Annotated in this window: 14 protein-coding genes and 2 pseudogenes; 7 read left to right on the top strand and 9 right to left on the bottom strand. The window is 28.2% G+C overall.

Translation table 11 applies throughout. The features are described from left to right. Positions 1-21: 21 nt before the first annotated feature. Together NON08_RS14625 and NON08_RS14620 are read right to left on the bottom strand one after the other, a co-directional pair. A pseudogene (locus NON08_RS14625) lies at positions 22-1,098 on the bottom strand (MalY/PatB family protein); the annotation flags it as partial. Positions 1,099-1,187: 89 nt separating this feature from the next. Further along, the gene (locus NON08_RS14620) at positions 1,188-4,154 is read right to left on the bottom strand and encodes a Tn3 family transposase (RefSeq protein WP_047395175.1); all 2,967 of its coding nucleotides are present in this window, start codon (positions 4,152-4,154) and stop codon (positions 1,188-1,190) included. A gap of 131 nt (positions 4,155-4,285) precedes the next feature. Between NON08_RS14620 and NON08_RS14615 the strand changes: the two genes are divergently transcribed. From NON08_RS14615 to tetB(P), 3 genes are all read left to right on the top strand, one after another. Next, positions 4,286-4,873, top strand: coding sequence for a recombinase family protein (locus NON08_RS14615; protein WP_240221788.1), 588 nt, complete (start codon positions 4,286-4,288; stop codon positions 4,871-4,873). A gap of 1,349 nt (positions 4,874-6,222) precedes the next feature. Beyond that, on the top strand, positions 6,223-7,485 hold the full coding sequence (gene tetA(P), locus NON08_RS14610) for a tetracycline efflux MFS transporter TetA(P) (protein ID WP_025162446.1): 1,263 nt from the start codon (positions 6,223-6,225) through the stop codon (positions 7,483-7,485). Further along, positions 7,469-9,415: a tetracycline resistance ribosomal protection protein TetB(P) gene (tetB(P), locus tag NON08_RS14605; protein ID WP_023050237.1), complete on the top strand. Its 1,947-nt coding sequence runs from the start codon at positions 7,469-7,471 to the stop codon at positions 9,413-9,415. The genes tetA(P) and tetB(P) overlap by 17 nt, the downstream gene beginning before the upstream one ends. A gap of 596 nt (positions 9,416-10,011) precedes the next feature. Here the strand turns inward: tetB(P) and NON08_RS14600 are convergent. Both NON08_RS14600 and NON08_RS14595 read right to left on the bottom strand, forming a co-directional pair. Continuing rightward, the gene (locus NON08_RS14600) at positions 10,012-10,266 is read right to left on the bottom strand and encodes a Mor transcription activator family protein (RefSeq protein WP_023050238.1); all 255 of its coding nucleotides are present in this window, start codon (positions 10,264-10,266) and stop codon (positions 10,012-10,014) included. A 95-nt stretch (positions 10,267-10,361) separates the two neighbouring features. Then, entirely contained in the window at positions 10,362-11,162 is an 801-nt protein-coding gene (locus tag NON08_RS14595; RefSeq protein ID WP_023050239.1) for a DUF2971 domain-containing protein, read from the bottom strand. Positions 11,163-11,252: 90 nt separating this feature from the next. On the opposite strand from NON08_RS14595, the pseudogene NON08_RS15170 reads away from it, so the two are divergent. From NON08_RS15170 to istB, 3 genes and pseudogenes are all read left to right on the top strand, one after another. Further along, a pseudogene (locus NON08_RS15170) lies at positions 11,253-11,369 on the top strand (helix-turn-helix domain-containing protein); the annotation flags it as partial. 206 nt (positions 11,370-11,575) lie between these two features. Further along, positions 11,576-12,226: a hypothetical protein gene (locus tag NON08_RS14590; protein WP_256692337.1), complete on the top strand. Its 651-nt coding sequence runs from the start codon at positions 11,576-11,578 to the stop codon at positions 12,224-12,226. Then, on the top strand, positions 12,226-12,945 hold the full coding sequence (istB, locus tag NON08_RS14585) for an IS21-like element helper ATPase IstB (protein ID WP_256692336.1): 720 nt from the start codon (positions 12,226-12,228) through the stop codon (positions 12,943-12,945). Before NON08_RS14590 ends, istB begins: the two co-directional genes overlap by 1 nt. 79 nt (positions 12,946-13,024) lie before the next feature. Here istB and NON08_RS14580 read toward each other — a convergent pair whose 3' ends face one another. The 5 genes from NON08_RS14580 to NON08_RS14560 all read right to left on the bottom strand — a co-directional run bounded on the left by NON08_RS14580 (position 13,025) and on the right by NON08_RS14560 (position 20,215). Beyond that, positions 13,025-14,161 (bottom strand): restriction endonuclease subunit S, encoded by a 1,137-nt coding sequence (locus tag NON08_RS14580; protein ID WP_256692335.1) that lies wholly within the window; start codon positions 14,159-14,161, stop codon positions 13,025-13,027. After that, positions 14,151-15,179, bottom strand: a complete 1,029-nt coding sequence (locus NON08_RS14575) for a PDDEXK nuclease domain-containing protein (protein WP_256692334.1) — start codon at positions 15,177-15,179, stop codon at positions 14,151-14,153. The genes NON08_RS14580 and NON08_RS14575 overlap by 11 nt, the downstream gene beginning before the upstream one ends. Before the next feature lie 9 nt (positions 15,180-15,188). Continuing rightward, positions 15,189-16,727, bottom strand: a complete 1,539-nt coding sequence (locus NON08_RS14570; protein WP_256692333.1) for a type I restriction-modification system subunit M — start codon at positions 16,725-16,727, stop codon at positions 15,189-15,191. Between the two features lie 21 nt (positions 16,728-16,748). Further along, positions 16,749-19,466, bottom strand: a complete 2,718-nt coding sequence (locus NON08_RS14565; protein ID WP_256692332.1) for a type I restriction endonuclease subunit R — start codon at positions 19,464-19,466, stop codon at positions 16,749-16,751. 596 nt (positions 19,467-20,062) lie between these two features. Continuing rightward, the gene (locus NON08_RS14560) at positions 20,063-20,215 is read right to left on the bottom strand and encodes a hypothetical protein (RefSeq protein ID WP_256692331.1); all 153 of its coding nucleotides are present in this window, start codon (positions 20,213-20,215) and stop codon (positions 20,063-20,065) included. A gap of 776 nt (positions 20,216-20,991) precedes the next feature. Here NON08_RS14560 and NON08_RS14555 point away from each other — a divergent pair. After that, on the top strand, positions 20,992-23,211 hold the full coding sequence (locus tag NON08_RS14555) for a MobA/MobL family protein (protein ID WP_256692330.1): 2,220 nt from the start codon (positions 20,992-20,994) through the stop codon (positions 23,209-23,211). Positions 23,212-23,357 lie beyond the last annotated feature (146 nt).

Below are 23,357 nucleotides of genomic sequence, written 5' to 3'. Positions count from 1 at the left end.
ATTTTTCTCCCCTTATATGTTTTACTTTTTATTTATTGCATTACATATTCTCTTTAAACCTTCTTCTACAAGAGATTTAGGACAAGCTAGATTTAATCTTATGTAACAATCTGAATTTTGTACAAACATATTTCCACCTTCTAGCAAAACTCCAGCTTTATATGCAAAGAACATTGGTAAATCCTCATTTTTATCAAAATATTCACTTAAATCTATCCAAGCCAAATAAGTGGCTTCAGAAATTCTAAATTTAGCTTTTGGAAGATGCTTTTCTAAATACTCTTTTGTAAAATTGAAATTTTTATCTAAATATTTTTGAAGTTCGTTCAACCAGTCCTCACCTTTTTCATAAGCTGTTTGTGCTCCAGCAACACTCAATGGGTTATCAAAATTATAATGTCTTGAAAGCCAAATTTTTCTCAATTTTTCTTCTGGAATAACTATGTTAGATATCATCAACCCAGCCATATTAAAAGTTTTACTTGGAGCCATACAAGTTACTATTCTTTCACATTCTGGAAAAAGCTTCGCTAAAGGAATATGAATCTGTCCTTCTCTCAAAAGATCACAGTGAATTTCATCAGAAATTATCCATACATTATGTTTTATACAAATTTCTCCAATTCGTCTTAATTCCTCTTCAGTCCATACACGTCCTGTAGGATTATGAGGATTACAAAGAATTAATAACGTAGTTTTTTCATCTGCCGCCTTCTTTTCAAGATCATCAAAATCAATAGTATAATACCCATCATTATCTATCAAATCACTGCATACAGAATCTCTACTATTGTAATCTGCAGCATATTTAAAATACGCATACGATGGTGTTAAGAAAAGAACTTTTTCATCTTCACCACAAATATAGTTTACAAGTTCATATAAAGCTGGGATTATTCCATTTGACATTACTAAATGTTCTCGTTCAAAATTCCAACCATATCTTTTTATACACCAATTAGAGAAAGCGTTATAGTAATCCTTTGAAAAAATTCTCGTATATCCAAAAATTCTTTTATCTAATCTTTCTTTTATTCCATCAATAACCACTTGAGGTGTTGCAAATTCCATATCTGCTACCCACATTCTTATAAACTCTTCATCTTTGTAGGGGTCCCGTCAGGAAAACGCGGAATAACAACGCTAAGGATTTTCCTGACCATCTATGACCCCTTTATTTTCAATGCTTAATCTATATTTAGCTCTCTTAAAAATTCTAAAGAAGTTGTACAACAATCTGAATCAAATTTATATTCCCCTAAAAAATTAATATGCTCCCAAGCAAGTGGAGATATGTTGCTTAACAAAGCCTCATCAACCTCTTCAATAGTTTTTAAATATTGAACAGCCTTTTCTAAGTAAATCGTATTCCAAATACTAATAGCATTTATAATAATATTAAGTGTACTTGCTCTTTGAAGTTGATTTTGGATAGTCCTTTCTCTCAATTCACCTTGCTTTCCAAAGAAAATAGCTCTTGCTAAACCATTCATAGCTTCTCCTTTATTTAAACCTCTATGAATTTTTCTTCTTAACTTTTCATCTGATAAGTAATCTAAAATAAAAATAGTTTTTTCTATTTTCCCCATCTCTCTTAATGCTGTAGAAATACTATTTTGCCGAGAGTAAGATCCTAATTTACTTAATATTAGTGAAGAGCTAACTTTACCTTCTCTAATTGAGGATGCTAATCTTAAAACATCATCATAATTTTCTTTTATAATCTTTTCATTAATTTTGCCCTTTAAAATACTTTCAAGATTTTTGGATACCTTTGTTTCACTTAAAGAAAATAATTTTACATCGGATAAATCACGTATTCTAGGAGCAAATCTGAATCCTAAAAGATGAGTAAGTCCAAATACTTGATCAGTATATCCAGCTGTATCTGTGTAGTGTTCTAATATATTTAAATCAGTTTCATGATTTAAAAGCCCATCTAAAACATGAGTAGCATCTCTAGAATTTGTATTAATTACTTTCGTATAGAAAGATGAAAATTGGTCACTTGTAAATCTATAAATAGTAGCACCTTTTCCAGTCCCATAGTGAGGATTAGAATCAGCATGAAGCGATGTAACTCCTAATTGCATACGCATCCCATCCGAAGATGAAGTAGTTCCATCACCCCAATATTTTGACATGTTTAGTTTAGTATGAAAATTAACAAGGTTAACTTGAGCTCTATTTAAAGCATCTTCATGCATTCTCCACTGTGAAATATATGCCATTTGCTTATACGATATCCCTGAAGCAGCATCTGCCATTTTTGTAAGACCTATATTTGTTCCCATTCCTATTAAAGCTGCTATTAGAGTTATTTTTTCACTGTTATCTGGCTTTTTATTCGTTGATGCATGAATAAACTCTTCATGGAATCCTGTTATATTTACAACATCTATTAAAAGATCTGTTAAATTAATTCTGGGTATAAGTTTATATAATTTTGAACTCAGTTGTTCTGCTTCTAGAGGAATATTTTTTTCCAATCTTGAAATTGAAATTTTTCCATTTTCAATAGAGATTCCTTTTATTTGATTAATATTTTTAGAAAACCATCTCAGCCTTTTATCCATGCTTAATTTTCTCTCGGTAAAATAATCTTCCAATTCTAAGCTCACAGCTAATCTAGAAAAAATTTTAGATTCTTGCCATTCATCTTTTGAAAATAGATACTCTTCAAAATCCATATACTGTCTACTTCCAGAAATAGATATATCTCCAGCTCTAATATGTTCTCTAAGTTCAGAGAGAACGGCCATTTCGTAGTAATGTCTATTGATACTGTTATCTTTTTCAAATACATATTTACTCCATCTTTTAGAGATAAAATCTATTGGAGCATCTTCAGGAATTTTCCTTTTCCCACTCTCGTTAATATCTTTAAGTATATCAATTCCTTCAATTAAAGATTCATTAGCTTTTGTAGATTTAAATTCTAATAGATGTAAAAATTTTGGAGTATATCTTCTTAAAAAATAAAATCTTTTTTCTAATAAATCTAAATAATCATAATCTACTGGCCTTGCTAATTTCTCAGCTTCATTTACAGATAAAACAAAATTTTCCCAATTAACAATAGTTTCAAGAGCTTTAAACGGATCTATCCCTTCCTCTTTGGCTTTAATTAAAGATTTTCCTATACTTGCAAATTGAACTATTTTTTCATTTAACTTTTTCCCATTATTTTTTTGTATCTCTTCTTGAGCTTTTCTTCCTTTTGAAATCAGTGTTAACATTTGTCTATCATGAACTTCAAAAGCCTTATCTATCAGGTCTTTAGAAAGATTTATTAAAAGAATTGTTAATAGTGCATATCTTTTATTTTCTTTGAAATCTCTAAAAGCATAAGGTTCATATCTCATAGCCATTCTATAGAGTTGTAATAATCTATTTGAGTGAAAATGTTGAACTAAAGAAATATCAAGATGTAAATCTTTTATATACTCGATTTTATCAGCCAACTTTAAAAAAGTTTCTGGAGAAGGAAAGCCAGTTGGAGTTTTTAACCAACCAAGGGTTGTTCTGCTTCGCTCCTCTATATTAGGCTGAACTAATAGAGTAGAATTTAACTTTTCTTTTTGCTCTTCTGAAAGAGAATTATTTAAAGTATCAAAAAGTATTTTTTCTGCTTCGTTTTTAGCTTCCCATATTAGGTTCTCAATAGTAGTTATACCAGGAAGTATAATTTTATTTTTTCTAAAAAAATTCAAACACTCATCAAAAAGATATAAGGTATCTTCATTTTCTAAACTTAATTTGTAGATATAGTTAAATACTTTTTTGTGTTCAACTTCACCAAAAGAAATAAAACCATATTCCTCTTTAATCTCTTTCATATGTTGCCAAAGAGTATTATCTCTTTGTGGGTATCTTCTAGCAGGTACTATTCCAGTCCCTATTTGTTTTGCAATATAACTTATTACTATCTTTGGAATAGACTTAATGTAGCTATATGGCCAACCGGGATATCTCAATACTGCTAATTGCAAAGCAAATCCTATTTTATTTTCATCTCTTCTATGTCTTTGAATAATTTCTAAATCATATTTTGAAAATGTGTAATATCTTGCTAAAGATAATTCATCTTCAGGTATTTTCATGAACATTTCTCTTTGCTCTTGAGAAAATAACTCTTTTCCTCTTAATGACATATTGTAACTCCTTTAATTGTATTTTTAATATTATATCAATAGAGTAGACTCTATTGATACAAAATAAGAACCGTGATAAAATATAGGTTTGTAGAGTCTCATAAGACTTGTCTCAAAGAGGAGGAATAAAAATGAGAAAAATAGGGTATATTCGTGTGAGTTCTGAAGATCAAAATTTAGCGAGGCAAAAACAACAACTTCTAGAAATTGGGATGGATATTATTTTTGAAGAAAAAATTTCTGGAGCTACAATGAATAGATTAGAATTACAAAATATGTTGAAAGAAATTGAATGTGGAGATGTTATTTATGTAACTGATTTAACAAGAATTACTCGTAGTACTCATGATCTATTTTTATTAATAGATTTAATTAGAGGAAAAAAAGCATATTTAAAATCTTTAAAAGATACTTGGTTAGATTTATCTGAAGAAAATCCGTATAGTCAATTTTTAATAACAATAATGGCGGGTGTTAACCAACTTGAAAGAGATTTAATAAGAATGAGGCAACGAGAAGGTATTGAAATAGCTAAAAGAGAGGGTAAATTTAAAGGAAGAGTAAAAAAATATCACAATAATCATGCTGGAATGAATTACGCTTTAAAACTTTATCAAGAGGGTGAAATGACAGTAAAACAAATCTGTGAAATTACAAATATTTCTCGAGCTTCGATATATCGAAAACTCCTTGAAATTAAAGGGTTAGATTCAATTTAGACAATTCCTTAGCGTTGTTAAATTTTCATAAAAACTTGAAATTTAATGAAATTGAGGGTCTTAACGTTGTTATTCCGCGTTTTCCGGAGCAGCAAGATAAAAAGCTAATAAATACAAGGAAAGATGGAAATAACTCTAATTAGATTACTTGAGAAAATTTTTGAATGAAAAATGGTCGAAATACATTGAAAATAAAGGGGGCATCAATGGTCAGGAAAATCCTTAGCGTTGTTATTCCGCGTTTTCCTGATGGGACCCCGAGTTAAAGATAAAAATAACTACTACTACAGCTATGCAAATCCCATACGCGAGATCCATATACTTTAATTTAAAGAAAACATCAAATATTGAGATTAATAAAAAAAATACTGCTGATAATATTTCAAGTGCTAATTGTTATTTTATAGTGTACTGTCTTTTAATCATAATAAATCCTCCTTTAAAGCTACATATATATAACTTTTAACTTCTTTAATAGGGGTAGCGTCAGGAAAATGTGCAATCCGTACGTTAAACAAAATTAAGCTAGTAATTTCAATGGTTGTAGCAATTTGAGTGTTTTATTAATAAACCACCAAAACGCATAGACTTATTTAATTTTAAAATAATTGTGATATAAGTCTATTGGGACACCTCGAAGTATTGATTTTACTTATTTTAGTTAATGTTCCAATAGGGCATACCTCATTAAAACATAGTATATAAATTATTCCTTAACGTAAGATTTCCGCGAAAATAGGACTCTACCCCTAATAAAGTTTCGATTAAATTTTGATAAATGTAAAAGTAAAAGCATTGAATAAAATTAAAAATTTATATATAATGTAATTATACTAAAATATAAACATGAAAAATATAAATGTAAAGGGGTTATAAATATGCGCAAAGAGGTAGTTTTTAACTAAACTAACTGAATAAGGATTATTTTAAAAAGTATATGAAAAAATCTTGAATAACTCAAGGTTTATTTGTGGTAGAATCAATTATTGATATTACCATGTTTGTTTGTGTACTCTAAAAATAATCAGTATTATAATGAGCATGTTACACCTCTATTTGCAGAATAGGAAAACTGTGTTCTAAACACGGTATTTTTATGTCTATTTTTGCTACATTTATAGATATGGTATAAGATTTTAATTTGAATAGCTTAATAATAAGCTATATAAATTAAAGTTCTATATTTCATGTTTATATTTAGGTTATATAATTATGAGGCTGTAAGTGAATTATATTCATTTACAGCCTTTTTTTATTTAAGGAGATTATTTTGATGATTTATATATTTAAATATGAAGATTATGAAAAACAAACAAATTTTTTAAGAAATATTAGGATGGTGATGATTAATGGTTAATAAACTTTCAGCATATAAAACTTATTTATTATTTTCAGCTATTACAGCAATGTGTTTTTCGCTAGTAGCTACAGTTATGATAGTGTATCACATTGAAACGGTGCATTTAAATCCACTTCAGCTTATACTTGTTGGAACTACTTTAGAAGTAGCATGCTTTATATTTGAAATTCCTACAGGCATAGTTGCAGATGTGTACAGTCGTAAACTATCTATTGTTATTGGTGTAGTTTTAACAGGAGTGGGATTTATTTTAGAAGGTTCTATTTCTAGTTTCGTTTTCATACTTGCAGCACAGATTATATGGGGATTAGGTTCTACTTTTATCAGTGGATCTGTTGAAGCTTGGATTGCGGAAGAAGAGAAAGATAAAGATTTGGATAAAATTTATATAAAGGGAGCACAAGCAGGACAGATAGGATCGGTTATTGGAATAGTACTAAGCACTGTAATAGCTAATTTCTCTGTAAGACTACCTATTATAGTTAGTGGAGTTTTATTTATAATTCTTGCATTATTTTTATGGTTATATATGCCAGAAAATAATTTTAAATCATCTGCTCCAGAGGATTTAAATACATTCAAAAAGATGGGATATACCTTTAAATCTGGTATTAAATTTATAAAAAGCAAACCTATAATTATAATTTTGCTTTCAGTAACTTTATTTTATGGATTATCCAGTGAAGGTTATGATAGACTTTCTAATGTGCATTTTTTACAAGATACTATGCTTCCTAAACTTGGAAACCTTAAATCAGTGACTTGGTTCGGAATTTTTGGAATTTCAGGAATGATATTGAGTGCTATAGTAATGCATTTTATGGCAAAAAAGCTTAAGGATGATGATAAGAATCAAAATGGAAAGCTGTTATTATGTATAAATATATTTTATATATCATTTATGTTCATATTTGCTATTACAAAAAGCTTTAACTTAATGCTAATAGCTTATTTAGCGACAAGTACCTTTAGAACTATAAATGAACCTATATTTAGTGCATGGCTTAATGGACATATAGATGACAAGGCCAGAGCTACTGTACTTTCTATAAATGGACAAATAAATTCCTTAGGTCAAATTTTAGGTGGACCAATTATAGGAATCATAGCTACAAATATTTCAGTAAGTATGGGTATAGCATGTACTTCGTTATTAGTAACACCGGTATTAGTGTTATATATTGTTGCTATGATAATGGATAAAAAGGTGGTTGATAGAGTTGGAGGTATTGATTATGAAGAAAATAATTAATATAGGAATCGTAGCACACGTGGATGCAGGAAAAACAACTATAACAGAAAACTTATTATATTATAGTGGAGCTATAAAATCAGTTGGAAGAGTTGATCTAGGCAATACACAGACGGATTCTATGGAGCTTGAACGTAAGAGAGGAATTACCATTAAATCGTCAACCATATCTTTTAATTGGAATAATGTTAAGGTTAATATTGTTGATACTCCAGGACATGTGGATTTTATTTCGGAAGTTGAACGTTCATTAAGTGGCTTAGATGGAGCAATACTAGTTATATCAGGAGTAGAGGGAATTCAGTCACAAACAAGAATATTATTTGACACATTAAAGGAGTTAAACATTCCAACAATAATTTTTGTAAATAAGCTAGATAGAATTGGTGCAAATTTCAATAAAGTATTTGAAGAGATAAAGAAGAATATGTCCAATAAAGTAGTTAGATTACAAGAAGTATATGATGCAGGAAGCAAAGCTGTTTATTTTGATACATGCATAATAAATGATGATGCTATTAATGTTTTATCAGACTTAGACGAAGCATTTTTAGAAAGATATATTGGTGGAATAGAACCTGATAAAGAAGAAATACAAGAAAAGCTTTCATTATATGCAAGGGAAGGAAGTCTATATCCAGTATTTTGTGGTGCTGCAGCAATTGGACTTGGAGTTGAAGATTTATTAGATGGAATTTGTAGTTATTTTCCATTTTCAGGTGATGATTGTGAAAGTGATTTATCTGGAGTAGTGTTTAAAATCGAAAGAGCAAGTAAAAATGAAAAGAAGGTTTATGTAAGATTATTTGGAGGAAAAATATCTGTAAGAGATAAAATTCAAGTACCTAATAAGGAGCTAGCAGAAAAAGTAAAGAAAATTAATAGGCTAGAAAATGGTGTAATTATTGAAGCACAGAGGATAGAAGCAGGGGATATAGGTATTTTATATGGACTTACAAGTTTCCAAGTGGGAGATGTTATTGGAATTTCAAATAATAAAATTAAAAATATATCTATAGCTAAACCAGCATTAAAAACAACAATTTCTGCAATTGATAAAGAAAAAAATCCAGAGCTATTTAAAGCATTAATATTACTTGCAGAGGAAGATCCACTACTAGAATTAGAGATGAATGACATGGATAAAGAAATTTATGTCAACTTATTCGGTGAAGTTCAAATGGAAATACTAAGTTCTATCTTAGATGATTTATATGGAATAAAAGTAGAGTTTTCGAATATTGAGACTATCTATAAGGAAACACCTAAAGGTTTTGGATCATCAATAATGCATATGCAGGAAGACTTAAATCCATTTTGGGCGACAGTAGGCTTAGAAATAGAACCAGCAGGGAGAGGCGAAGGTCTTAGGTATATTTCTAATGTTTCAGTAGGGTCATTGCCAAAATCTTTTCAAAATGCAATTGAAGAAGCAGTTATTAAGACAAGCAAACAAGGATTATTTGGATGGGAGGTTACAGATGTAAAAGTCACTCTTAGCTGTGGTGAATTTTTTAGTCCAGCCAGCACTCCAGCAGATTTTAGAAATGTGACACCTATGGTATTAATGGAAGCATTATATAAAGCACAAACTGTTTTATTAGAGCCATTACATGAGTTTGATTTAAGGATTCCTCAAAATGCTTTAAGTAAAGCGGTATGGGATTTAGAAACTATGAGGGCAACCTTTGATAATCCTATTGTTATAGGGGATGAATTCTCAATAAAGGGATTAATTCCAGTAGAAAATTCAAAAGAATATAAAATGAAAATAGCTTCATATACAGAAGGTAGGGGAATGTTTGTGACAAAATTTTATGGGTATAAGGAAGTTTCCGCTGGATTTGCAAAAGCACGCCAAAAAACAACTTATGATCCATTGAATAAAAAAGAGTATTTGCTTCATAAATTAAACGCAATTAGAGATTAAATTTAAATAGATAAGTTAAATTTTTATAGGCCAACCTGCGTTTTTTCTGCAAAATTGCACCAAAATTTGTTCAAATCTAGTAATACCAATTAGTACATAGATGATAAATTAATGCACTAATTGGTATATATGTTGAGAATGAAAGATTATTTGTATAATATTATAGGCCTAACTATCATATTCTCGAAAAAAAGCACCAAACATTATCTAAATCATTGAAATAGCTGTATTTTATGAAATTTCAATAATAATCAAATTTAAGACCTTGTTATCACTAATTAATGACAACAAGCAAGTGATTGTAATAAGTTTACTTGTTTCTATTTTTTTGAAACTTTACTTTTTAAAGTTAATCTTAAATTAATAGTTTTAAATTCTAAAATACGTTAACTTTACTTTTTTAGTAATTTACCAGTCTTTTTAATTATTCTCTTTAATTTTTTAATATTGTTATTTAGCTTGTTAACTTCTTAAAATAAAAAGAACTCCATATCTAAAAATAGATTATGGAGCTCTTTTTATTAGTATTTTGTTAAAAATCTAAAACTTTATTTAAGTCGTAATAATACAATTTAATTTCTAAAAATTCAACTTGATTATTTATTTTTCCGAATAATAGCTCTAACATAACTTTCAGACATTCTGTACTTACTCGCTAATTCCTTTACATTAAATCCATTGAACTCTTCTATAATATCTCTATCACGAGCTTCTTTATATATCATCTTTTCAGTAGGAAAATACACAGATGTCCCCCCAAATTCTTCAAATAACACCTTAGTTATATCTATTCCAACTCTCATAGCTATATTTTCAAATTGTGGAGGTAGATCACTCATTTTTAAATCCATAAAATATCCCCCTAAAATATATTTTATATGAATAATTCTACAAATAATCTAAATAACCTACTATATGTATATAATCTTTATCATTATTCTATATCTTACAATCTTGGCTCCCATATTAATTTAGCCTCTAATTTAAATTCATTTTGATTTAAATACATCTTATAAATTTTTATATTTTTACCTTTAGCAATATCCATTATTGATTTCTTAATTTGTTCATCCATATTACTTCCTAAGTAAATCGCTATAGGAGCTATAATATTACTTTGACTTACACATTTTTCCGCAGGTTTTACTAATCTCCATTCTTCTTCATAACTCCACTCTTTAGATTTAGTAAAAATTAATTTTAATTTATCATCTATATCGTTAGGCAAATCATTGCAGTATTTAACTGGTAAAGGCAGTGTAATTAATTCTTTCAACATTTTAAAATCATATTCTAAGCAAAACCCCTTATGCGAATTAGCATAATGACTCCACATTAAAATTGAATCATTCTTTTGAGAAAAACAACTTACTCGAAATGTGCTTCTCACTGTTTTTATAAAGTTCAAACGAGCTTCTTCATTTTTTTTGAAATTTTCTATAAATAATTCATCCTCTTCAATATTTGTTTCTGCTTTGCCAAATATTTTATCTATAGTACTTTTTCTATTCAATATAGTTTCTTTTAAGTCCTCAATTGAATTATCAAATAAAGCCCCACTTACAAATGTATCAAAGGGATCATTAAACCATAACTGTTCGTCTTTAAAATCATCTATAGAATTTTTATTACCAGATCTGTATTTGTACAGTGTCCTTGGTTTATTTGCAACTAAACTTCTATATGCTGTATCACGATCTACATTTTTATAATCCCAAAATAAAGTTCCTAAATCTAAGCTATCCATAAAAAACTCCCCCTTTAACAAACTCTTCTAATAATAAAAGTCCTACAGGACTAAAGTCCCCCAATACTAAGAGGACATTTCAGGCAACATTTAAAACTTTATCAAGAGGGTGAAATGACAGTAAAACAAATCTGTGAAATTACAAATATTTCTCGAGCTTCGATATATCGAAAACTCCTTGAAATTAAAGGGTTAGATTCAATTTAGACAATTCCTTAGCGTTGTTAAATTTTCATAAAAACTTGAAATTTAATGAAATTGAGGGTCTTAACGTTGTTATTCCGCGTTTTCCGGAGCAGCAAGATAAAAAGCTAATAAATACAAGGAAAGATGGAAATAACTCTAATTAGATTACTTGAGAAAATTTTTGAATGAAAAATGGTCGAAATACATTGAAAATAAAGGGGGCATCAATGGTCAGGAAAATCCTTAGCGTTGTTATTCCGCGTTTTCCTGATGGGACCCCTAATACAGAGTTTGATCCAGCGCTAATTAAAGTTTTAAAAGCTGATAAATGCGGAAGATTTATACTAGAAGGAAAATTTAGATATTCAAGTGCTCCTAAATTTGCAGGAGAAAATCTTAGATTAAAGATCGGTGCTACTGAAGTCACTGTTTTAGATTCTAATTTAAATGAGATTGTAATACATGAAAGGTTATATGGAGACCAACCTAAAGATGTAATTAATTGGTTACCTTATCTTACTCAACTTTCTAGACATCCACGTGCAATTAAGTATAGTGGTATCTATGAGTTGTTTCCTTGCAAAATTACAGAACAATTAAAAAATCTAACTGAAGAAAAGGAAAAACAAATTTTTAAATTTATGGCAGAAGTTACGGAGGATAAAGGATTTGAAAAAGCATTAGAAATTATTGATGAATGTTTAGAAAAAAATATTTCATCGCTTGATAACATGAAAATGTATCTAAAATCAAAGTTAGATAATTATCCAAAAGTAGAGAGTTTAAAAATTAGTAATAAACCATTAATTATGAAAGAGCTATCACCTAATATTGGAATTTACGATGCACTACTAAAGAATCTTGGGGAGGTAAATTAATGCAAGAAAGAATAGCAAATTATTGTAAAAGGTTAAAGTTGAGTAAAAATGTCTCTGAAATTTACAAAGATATTCAAGCTACAAATTATGAAGAGTTTTTATGTAAATTACTGGAATTAGAAGTTAATCATAGAAATATTACAAAAATAGAAAGATCTATTAAATTAGCTTCTTTTCCAGTTATTAGAACTTTTGAAGATTATTCTTTTCAAGAAATTACATTATCAAGTTCCTTAAGAGAAGAGGAACTGAAAGAATTAAAATTTATTATTGAAAAGAAAAATCTTATTTTATATGGAGGAGTTGGAACCGGAAAAACACATATGGCATGTGCGCTGGGATTAAACGCTTGTAATGAAGGAAAGAATGTAAAATTTTATCGAACAAGTACACTTGTGAACCAATTAAGTGAAGCAAAGAAAAAAGGAAACTTAAGTTCATTTTTAAAAAGGTTTGAAAAGTTAGATTTATTGATTTTAGATGAGTGGGGCTATGTTCCACTTGATAGAGAAGGAGCACAGTTAATTTTTCAAATTATATCAGATTGTTATGAAAGATACAGCATCATTTTGACGACTAACTTGGAATTTAGTAGATGGGTTAGTATTTTGTATGATGAAAATATGACAGCAGCCCTTATTGATAGATTAGTTCATCATAGTCATTTAGTATTATTTAATGGATCAAGTAAAAGATTAAAAGAATCAGGACTAGGATAGGAAAGAAAATTCCCTGTAGCTTTGCTTTTCAAAAACAGGGAATTTGGCCTTGCAAAAAACAGACTAGCTCCTCTAAAATCTAAACAAACATTTTTTGTAATAATCCTTTTTTAAATTCTTTAATTTCCTCTAACTCTTTTTCAATCAATTCAATCTTCTCATCTATTGTTGATAAGAGATTAGCTATTTTTTCTTGCTCTGGAAGAGAGGGAAGATTTATAAAAATATTATTTATTGTAGATTTAGATAAACTAGGTACCCCAGAAGCTTCATTATATTGAAGCCAGTCAACATTTTGAAAAATAACATAAATAAATTTAGGCAAACTATTTTTAAAATTATGAGTATAAAATAAAGTATCAACTGTCCAAAATTTTCCATTATAATAAAAAGGTTTATTTATTGTTCCTTTTCTTCCTATAAAAACAGTTTCACCATCGTATAAATATTTATCTACACTTGTCATATATCCACCAGTTCCAAATACAGGAACATCTCCTTCATTTAAATGTTTATAATCTTTTCCATTCCCAATAGTTAAAACCTCCTCCAATCTTTTCTCTTCCCACTCAGGATAATCATTTCCGTTTTCATCCTTAAATCTTAACTTTTGGCTAAAGATTTTTTGCATCATGCCTTTTTTATATTTTTCCCATAACTCTTTTTCTTCTTCTAAAATTTCAATGCTTTCATCCACCTTTGAAAGAAACGAGGCTATCTTTTCTTGTTCTTTTAAATCTGGCTTAATTATGTTTAAAGATAATAGATTTTCTGGCTTAACTGATTGCCGCTTTGTAACCGTTCCTTCTTCATATTGTAAAGCTTTTTGTTTAAAATTTTCACTTTTTACTATTAATTCAATAAAACTTGGAATTTCAGATGTTTCAAAAGTAACATAAATTGGAGATATAACTCCTTGACCATATTTATTTCTATCAATTGCTCCATATTTTAAATTTGAAGGATTATATACAATATCATTATATTTTGTAAGTAAATATTTTTTTTGGGTAGAGTCTTTTGTTAAAAAATCTCTATTATTTGTTTTTCTTTCACTACGATCAATAACTCCTTGTCCCGCTGCAAAAGCTAATAATGGTGCTATTTCTGATATTTTTTGCTTTATTTTTCTTTCAAATAAAACTTCTCCTAATCTTTTCTCCTCCCACTCATCAGTAAACTCTTTAAATCTTAACTTTGGTACTTTATTTTTCATTATTCTCTTCCTCCTCAACAATTTTAGCCAACTCCTCTTTTGAAGGAAGTATTGTCATGTATCTACTTGCAAATATCTGTTCATTATTTTCAGGAAGAGTTATCTCTACTAAAGTATCATTTTTATCTTTACAAATTATAATTCCAATAGTTTTATTTTCATCAGGTAACTTTACAAATCTATCATAATAATTTACATACATCTGCATCTGCCCAATGTCTTGATGTTTTAACTTTCCAATTTTCAAATCTATTATCACAAAACACTTTAAAATTCTATTATAGAAAACTAAATCAACAAAGAAATGCTCTTCATCAAAGGTAAACCTTACTTGTCTTCCTTGAAACAAAAATCCTTTTCCAAGTTCCATTATGAATTTTTCAATATGAGATATTATTGCAGTTTCCAAAGTATTCTCTGAATAGTTTGAAAACTCCTCTAATCCTAAAAATTCTAAAATGTAAGGATCTTTTATAATATCTTTAGACTTTTCTACAACTTGCCCTTTAGTAGATAGAGCTTTTACCTCTTCTTTATCACGACTAAGAACGAGTCTTTCATAAAGACAGCTACTTATTTGTCTATCCATCTCTCTAACGGTCCAATTTTCTTTTTCAGCTTCTATTTCATAGAATCTTCTTTCTTCAATATTTTGAATTCTAACTAAACGAATATAGTGAGTCCAGCTTAATTTAAAAGGATTCTCAGAAAACGAAATCACTGATTTCGTTTTTTCATCTACTGAATATGTCATGTAAAATTTTCTTATTAATTCTAGATTTCTAATAGTGAATCCCTTTCCAAATTCTTCAGTAAGTTGTACCGCTAGATTTTTAATAAGCTCTTTTCCATACTCGGCTCTACTTTCTCCATTTTGCTCCTCTTCAACAATCTTTTTTCCAATTAAAAAATATGTCATAGTCATTGTTGAATTTACCGTGGATAAAACTTTTTTTCTAGCATTTTCCAAAAGACTTTTTATTTCATCATAGATATGACTACTTCTTTCTAACTCCATAAAACACTCCTATAACTTTGGAGCTTTTATATTAAGCTCATCACAATATTTTTTCAAACTTTCTGCCACAGATATTTTTCTCTCTCCAAGACTATCTAATTTAGATACAATCTCGTCTAAATCAATCTCTTCTTCCTCTTCAAAAGTATCAACATATCTTGGAATATTTAAATTGTAATCATTTTCTGCAATCTCATTTAAACTTGCAATATGAGAATATTTTTCAACAGCTTTTCTTTCAGAAAGAGTCGTAATTATTTTTTCAATATCCTCTTCTCTTAAAACATTTTGAGTCTTAACTTTTTCAAAATCGTTAGATGCATCTATAAATAGAATATTGTCTGAATGTTTTCTAGTTTTCTTAAATACTAAGATACAAGTTGGAATAGATGTTCCATAGAAAATATTTGCTGGTAGTCCAATAACAGCATCTAAATAGTTTTTCTCTTTTATTAAGTACTCTCTTATAACTCCTTCTGCTGCTCCACGGAATAAAACTCCATGAGGTAAAACAGTTGCCATAGTTCCATTCTCTTCTAAGTGAGACAACATATGTTGAACAAAAGCAAAATCCGCCTTTGTTTTAGGAGCTAACTTTCCATATTCAGAGAATCTTTCATCATCTAAAAACTTTGCTGCTGCTGTCCAGTTTGCAGAAAATGGTGGATTTGCAACAATAGCTTCAAACTTTTTTCCAATATGTCTATCATCTTCTAAAGTATCCCCTTGCTCTATGTGGAAATCTGATGGCTTAACATCATGAAGTATCATGTTCATTATAGCCAGGTTATAAGTTGTTTGGTTTAATTCCTGTCCATAATAATCTGATATATTTGTTTCTTTAGCAACACGAAGTAAAAGTGATCCAGAACCACAAGTTGGGTCATAAACAGATTTAACTCTATCTTTTCCTAAAGTTACAATTTTAGATAATATTTTTGAAACTTGCTGAGGTGTATAAAACTCTCCAGCTTTTTTCCCAGCACTACTTGCAAATTGTGCAATTAAGTACTCATAGGCATCTCCTAAAATATCTCTCTCTCCATTTCCCAGCTCAAAATCTATCTCAGACAAATGTTTTATAACGCTAGAAATTAGTGTATTTTTAGCTTCAACTGTTCTTCCAAGTTTTGTTGATTGTAAATCCACATCATCAAATACATGGACAAACTCTTTTTCACTACTGTGTCCAAGTGCTGATTGCTCTATATATTTTAATCCCTTATCCAATTTATCAATTATAAATCCACCATTGATAGCTTCTTCTACAATGTTGTGGAAAAGATAATCAGGCTCTAAGAAATATCCTAATTCATCTAGACACTCCTCTTTTAATTCCTCTCTCAGTTCATCATCTTCCCAAGCCTCATAAAAACTAATTTCATCAGCTTCTAATATTTCATTAGCAAATTTTTCTATTTTTTCAGATAGATACTTGTAGAATATAAAACCTAATATATAGTTTTTGTATTCGTTAGCATCCATGTTTCCTCTAAGTTCATTGGCCACTGCCCATAATTTTGTTTCTAACTGTTGTTTATCTAACATTTATCTTCTCCTTTTGATGTCTTACCAAGTGAACATCTCAACTATACTACTAATTTGATGTCCTATATAAGCTACTTTTTCTCTCATCTCTTTTAATTTTGGTTTTGTAAAAAAAGAAGCCTTGATATTATCTTTTTTCAATTTTCCTGAAAACTCGTACTCTTCAAAAACCTCTGCAATCTCTTCTTCCTTTAAATTTTCCTTTTGAACTAAACTATACACAGCCTCTTTTTTCTCAGTTTCTATAAACTGCTTAAACTCACTTTCAAAATCGTTCTCTTCGTTTATATTAACCAAATTATTATCAATAAACTTTTCTAAAAGCTCCCTCTTACTTCTAAGAGTTACCTCTTTACTCATCATATCCAAAATAAACTTTTTATCTTTTGGAAAAGAGGAACTATTTTTATCTAAATCTTTCAAAAGATCTAAAATATAGTTAACATTAATGTCATCTCTTTTAAGTAACTCTATTTCAAAATCCACATCATCTAAAACTGAAGTTTTATTACGATCTCCACCTTTTGTTGATGCATATAAATCTAAATATTTACTTCGGAAGTCTTCAAATTTTTGTTCACTAATTTCTAAATCTTTAAAGTCAAACTCTGTAAAAACAGATAATCTTGTCATAAGTCGAATTAGTTCTCTAAATCTAGAAACAAACTCCAACTTTTCCTTTTCAGATTCTAAATCGTCAACTTCTCCAACCTCATATGTTTTCTCCATCATCTCAGTCAACACTTTATTAAAATCATTCACATACTCTGAATATGGTTTCATAAGCACAGTTTGAAGTGCGTTCTCATCAGAATATAACTTTATAGCTTCATCTACACTTTTCTTTAAGTTACGAAAACAAACAATATTCCCCTGTTTTTTCCTTTCATCTAAAACTCTATTAGTTCTAGAAAAAGCCTGAACTAATCCATGATATTTTAAATTTTTATCCACATAAAGAGTATTCAAAAGTTTGCTATCAAATCCAGTTAAAAACATATTTACCACAAGAAGTATATCAATCTGTTTATCTTTAACTCTTTTGGCCACATCCACATAGTATTCATTAAATGTGTCAGTACTGTAATTTGTTCCAAAAGTTACGTTATAATCGGCAATATATCTTTCTAATTTGTCTCGAGAGTGTTCATCACTTCCATCATCCTCTTCGTTAGCTCCATAACTAAAAATCGTGGCAATTTTAAAATTATGATTTTTAGATTTAAAAAGCTCATAGTATTTAGTTAACACAGGTACAGAGCTAACAGCAAAAATTCCTGTATAACTACCATTAAAAGTTTTTGCATTATGATTATTTATAATATAATCTGTGATTGCTGACAATCTCATATCAGATTCCATCAACTCTTTTGTATCTATAGCTTCAACCTCTATATCTGGTTGATTTTTATTTTTATCTTTGTATCGACCAACATATTCAACTGAGAATCCCAAAACATTTTCATCACTTATGGCATCTTTTATAACATACTTATGTAAACAATCTCCAAAAAGGTCTTGAGTTGTTCTTAAATTATTGGCATTTTCAGAAAGAATAGGAGTTCCTGTAAATCCAAAATATTGAATATTATTAAAATATTCAGTTATTTTTTTATGCATATCCCCAAATTGAGAACGATGACACTCATCAAATATTAAAACGATTTTTTTGTCTTTTAAATTATTTAACCTATGCTCATATTTTTCGTTATCTATAGCACGAGTTAACTTTTGGATTGTTGTTATTATAAGAGAGTTTGTTCCTGATAGCTGTTTCACCAAAGAGGAGGTGTTGTCTGTTCCATCCACAGCTCCAGCACAGAAAGAGTTAAACTCTTTTGTCGTTTGATAATCTAAATCTTTTCTATCTACAACAAATATAACTTTATCAATTTTTTTATTTTGAGAAAGAAGTTGGCTTACTTTGAAAGAGGTTAAAGTTTTTCCAGATCCAGTTGTATGCCATACATATCCATTTTTATTAGTGGATGTAGCTTTTTCTAAAATAGCTTCCACAGCATAGTATTGATATGGTCTTAAAATCATAAGTGCTTCTTGGTTTTGATTTAAAACAATATATTTAGTTATCATTTTCCAAAGGTGACATTTCTCTAAAAATGAATCTGTAAACTCATTTAAATTACTAATTTTTTTATTTTCTTTATCTGTCCAAAAAAATGTAAACTTAAATGATGAGTTTCTATTGTTAGCATAGTACTTTGTATTTACCCCATTACTAATTACAAAGATTTGCAGATAATTAAAAAGTCCTTTAAACGAATGTTTATGGTATCTATTTATCTGGTTAAACGCTTCTTTTAACTCAATCCCTCTTCTTTTAAGTTCTATTTGAACCATAGGAATACCGTTTACCAATAAAGTGACATCATATCTATTTTCATATTTCCCATGCATTGTTATTTGATTAGAAACTTGAAAAATATTTTTACACCAATTTTCTTTATCTAAAAATTGAATATATTCAGTACCTTCGTCTCTTTTTAATTCATATTTATCTCTTAAAATCTCTGCTTTTCTAAAAATTGATCCTTTATCTAAATGAATAAGAATTCTTTCTAACTCTTCTTCACTCAACTCAATATTATTAAGTTTTTCCAGTTGTTTTTTAAAGTTTTGATTTAATTCTTTTTCATCTTTAATTTCTATATATTTATATCCTTGATCTTCAAGTCTATTTATGAGACTTTTTTCAAGCATAGCTTCACTTTGAACAACCATATGCCTCTCCCTTTTAAGATTTTTTCATCTGCTTATATTTTACCATAAACAAAAAGCAAAACCAAAGAAAGATACTAATGAAAAAACAAGAGCTTTTAAAACTCTTGTTTTCACTGGATTTAATGCTACATATTCTATGATAATATATAGCACTATTTCTTCAATATTGATTTTATAGTCTCTATGTAGATGCTTGAAGATTTTTTCTTTTTAGTAGATTCAAATCCAAAAATAAAAAAAGTAGAGGGCAACCATCACAAATCCCTCTATTTCACTACTAAATCACCTTCGAATAATTTTAAAACTTTCAATCATTTTTTAAAAAAACTTTTTAAATCTCTTAATAGTAAAACAGTTTACTGACTTTAAATCTATTACCTCATATAATAGTTAGAAAAACAACTTCATAATTTGTTAAAATTAATTAAAATATTCTCTCTTTATTTAAAAAAATTAAAACATCTTTGAAACTGTGTGATGGTTATTTTTACTGCTTTAAATCTTTTTCTACTCTCTAACTATTATCATAACTTTTAGACGTTAATTTTTTTAAAAAGTCTTTTAAATTATTCCAATTTCCATTCACCAAATTTTTCCTATTTTTCATTTCTATTTTCATGAACTACAATTTTTCTATTTTCTCCTAATTGATTTATTAAAGTTTCGATGTAAGTAAAGGTATTTTCATAGTCTTCTATCTCTTTAAATAATAAGACTTCCTCTTTTTCTATTAAACACACTCTATACATTATCTACCTGCCTTTTTTATTTTGTATTCCCTGTATAACATATTTAAACAATTTTTTAAAATTTGTCTATTATTTTTTATTATACCATATACTTTTTGACTATTACTGCATCTAGTATTATGGCTTACTAAGACTAAACTTGAATTAGTAGTATCTAACTTTAAATACTTTAAAAAAAATATAACTCCTGCTTTAACATTTGCTGAAATATTAAATAAATCTACTTGATATTTTTATATGTTTTACATATAAAACATACTGTAACAGTTGTTCCATTCTATTGATGCTACGTTATGATTAAAACCCTTTTCAACTTTCATAGTAGAAATTACCAGTAATAGATTAGTCTCATATTCATTTAAAAATATCACAATATCCTCATAGATAAACTGAGTATTTTCTGAGTTAAAAATATTTTAAAAAATAAACTTTTTTTATAAATCCTTCTTTGAAAAAACATCCAAAATCAGTTAGTACAACAGTTAAGTAGTGGTACTTCTCCATTAGATTAAAGCCTTCTTTAAAAAATTAAGTAATTTTATGCTCTTTATTCAAAGCATTCGGAGCTTCATTTTTTTGAAAAAAGTAAAAAGAATAAAAAATCAAGAAAAATAGAAAGAAATTGATCATTAGCCTTGTATAAATACTCAACAGAAGTCACCAGAGTGCACGCTTAATAGTTTCTCACATTTGCCTTGGCAAATTGCTAGAAACTGCGTGTTAGAAGAGGTATCTTGACCTTTCAGGTGTCTTCGACTTTAAGGGAGGTGAATATTATGGCAAATTATCATTTGAATATATCTTATGGTAGAGTTGGAAAAGGTGGTCCACATATTGACTATATTTTAGGGCAAAATAAATATGCTAATAAAGAAAAGGAAATTAAATACACAAATCACAATTTGCCTAATTGGTCTAAATCTCCTAAAGAGTTTTGGGTAGCTGGTGATGAAAAAGAAAGAATTAATGGTACAGTCTATAAAGAGATTAGAATCTCCCTTCCTAATGAACTAACTGAAGAAAAGAATATTGAGCTTTTAAATGAGTTTCTAGATATCATTTTAGAGGGAAAGTATCACTATTCTGTATCTATTCATAGTAAAGAAAGTTCATATAAAAATGAGATTTTAAATACTCACGCTCATATTATGTTTTCTCCAAGAGAGCTTGATGGAATTGAGCGAAATAAAGATATTTTTTTTAAAAGAGCAAACGCCAAATCTCCAGAGCGTGGAGGTTGTAAGAAAAATACAGAGTGGAATAACATCGAAAAGTTATTAGAGATAAGAAAAATATGGGAAGATTTACAAAATAAATATTTAGAAAATGCCAATGTTAATGAGAGAGTTTCATGTGAAACTTTAGAAAAACAAAGAGAGATTGCTTTAGAAAGAGGAGATTACCTTTTAGCTGAATCTTTAGATAGAAATCCCATTCATATTAATGGAGCCTTATTAAAAAAATCTGAGGAGAAATTAAATGAAACTCATAAACAGAAGCTTGAATCTTTTAAGTTAAATAGAGAGATAAAAGAGTTAAAAGATGAAATTCTAAAATTAGAAAGATTAGAAGCTGAGAAATCTTTGAAAAAAGATACAATAAAAGAGATTGATTTAGAGTTAAATAACTTTAGTGATAGTATGTATCAAGATATTTTAGACACTCATGAGAGATTAGAAGAGATAAATGTGGAGATCTTAAAAGTTGAATATGAGCTTTTAAGCAGCTTTAATATGGAAAAAAATAAGTTAGATTCTTTAAATCTATTATTGAAAGATTTAAATGATAAAAAATTCTCTTTAGAAGAGCATTTAGAACAATTTGAAGATACAATACAAGAGAATGAGTTTAAAGTTTATGCTGAGGAAAAATTAAAAAATAGTTTCAATACTAAATTTAATATATTTAACCAAAGTAACTACGAAATTAAAAAAGCTGAAAAGATCTTAAAAAATATTCCAAGACAATTAGAAAACTTAGAAACTACAAGTTTAAATATTCTGACTAAAGGTGAATATTCTAAGTTAAAGAGACAATTAGATTCCAATGAATTAAACTTAATGATATATAAATCTGGTTATAAGTATAAAGATGGTAGTGAGAAAGAGCTAAATTTCTTTAAAAAAGAGATTGAGAGATTAAGCGAATCCAATAAAGTTATTTTATCTCAAATTGAAAAGATAAAAAGCGACTATTCCACTCCTGAAATGAAAAATAAGAAGATTAGAATTGAAAAAAGTATAGAGGCAAAATTATTAAAAGAAAAAGAGTTACAAGAATCTATTTTGTTAGATAGAAAAATAATAGCTCTTATTCTTCATAAAAAGCTAATTAAGGTGGATGATAGTATTTTCGAGTGTTATTTATCCAACAAAGAGTCCGAACGTCTTAAAATGAGTTTAAGAGCGTCGAAGTCATCTAAAATTTATAATTATTTTAAAGATATGAAATTTAGTGATATAGAAAGATTAGCTTTAAATAGTTTAAGTAAGGGAAGATACTTTAAAGCTATGAAAGAATATAGAGTTTTAGATAAAAAAAGAATTGAGTTGGAAATAGAGAAAGATTCATACTCAACTTTATCTAAAAAATTATTGCATTTAGGATCTTTAACTAAAATAAATAGAGAATTAAAAAGTGTTAATGAGTCTCTTTTAAAATTAGAAAAAGAGTTTAAAGATATTCAAAAATCTATTGGTGACGAAAAACTTCATAAAGAGATATCTAGAATTAATGACTTAAGAGATAGTATTGCCAAAAGATATTCTAAACAAAGTGATATGTATGGAGAACAATCTAAACTTAATGAATTTTTTATTAAAGAGACAAAAAACCTGAAAAGAGAATTAGATCTTGAAAAAGATATATCCAATAGATTTACTAAAAATTCTTTAAAAACAAATTATATTAATTTAAGAGGAAAAATCTTAAGTAACTATTTAGTTGATTTTGAAATAGAGAAAAAGAAGAGAAAAAGTTTTAGTATGGACTTTTAAAATATATAGCAAGTTATGTTTTTTTATGTTTAGTTTTTTGTTTTAAATTAGAATTTATTCATAATAAAAGAAATCTTTTAATGAGGCTTCTCCGGGTCTAATTAAATATTTATGTAAACCTTCAAGTTGGGGTAATATTAAATTAT

It is taken from the genome of Cetobacterium sp. NK01 (assembly GCF_024506395.1).
Lineage (GTDB): Bacteria > Fusobacteriota > Fusobacteriia > Fusobacteriales > Fusobacteriaceae > Cetobacterium_A > Cetobacterium_A somerae_A.
This window is presented reverse-complemented; position numbering and strand designations above follow the sequence as displayed.

What these genes read in the sequence shown, in the direction of transcription:
- NON08_RS14620 (WP_047395175.1), bottom strand. Translation starts at nt 4,154, where the DNA reads ATGTCATTAAGAGGAAAAGAGTTATTTTCTCAAGAGCAAAGAGAAATG.
- NON08_RS14615 (WP_240221788.1), top strand. Translation starts at nt 4,286, where the DNA reads ATGAGAAAAATAGGGTATATTCGTGTGAGTTCTGAAGATCAAAATTTA.
- NON08_RS14600 (WP_023050238.1), bottom strand. Translation starts at nt 10,266, where the DNA reads ATGGATTTAAAAATGAGTGATCTACCTCCACAATTTGAAAATATAGCT.
- NON08_RS14595 (WP_023050239.1), bottom strand. Translation starts at nt 11,162, where the DNA reads ATGGATAGCTTAGATTTAGGAACTTTATTTTGGGATTATAAAAATGTA.
- NON08_RS14590 (WP_256692337.1), top strand. Translation starts at nt 11,576, where the DNA reads ATGGTCAGGAAAATCCTTAGCGTTGTTATTCCGCGTTTTCCTGATGGG.
- istB (WP_256692336.1), top strand. Translation starts at nt 12,226, where the DNA reads ATGCAAGAAAGAATAGCAAATTATTGTAAAAGGTTAAAGTTGAGTAAA.
- NON08_RS14580 (WP_256692335.1), bottom strand. Translation starts at nt 14,161, where the DNA reads ATGAAAAATAAAGTACCAAAGTTAAGATTTAAAGAGTTTACTGATGAG.
- NON08_RS14575 (WP_256692334.1), bottom strand. Translation starts at nt 15,179, where the DNA reads ATGGAGTTAGAAAGAAGTAGTCATATCTATGATGAAATAAAAAGTCTT.
- NON08_RS14570 (WP_256692333.1), bottom strand. Translation starts at nt 16,727, where the DNA reads ATGTTAGATAAACAACAGTTAGAAACAAAATTATGGGCAGTGGCCAAT.
- NON08_RS14565 (WP_256692332.1), bottom strand. Translation starts at nt 19,466, where the DNA reads ATGGTTGTTCAAAGTGAAGCTATGCTTGAAAAAAGTCTCATAAATAGA.
- NON08_RS14560 (WP_256692331.1), bottom strand. Translation starts at nt 20,215, where the DNA reads ATGTATAGAGTGTGTTTAATAGAAAAAGAGGAAGTCTTATTATTTAAA.
- NON08_RS14555 (WP_256692330.1), top strand. Translation starts at nt 20,992, where the DNA reads ATGGCAAATTATCATTTGAATATATCTTATGGTAGAGTTGGAAAAGGT.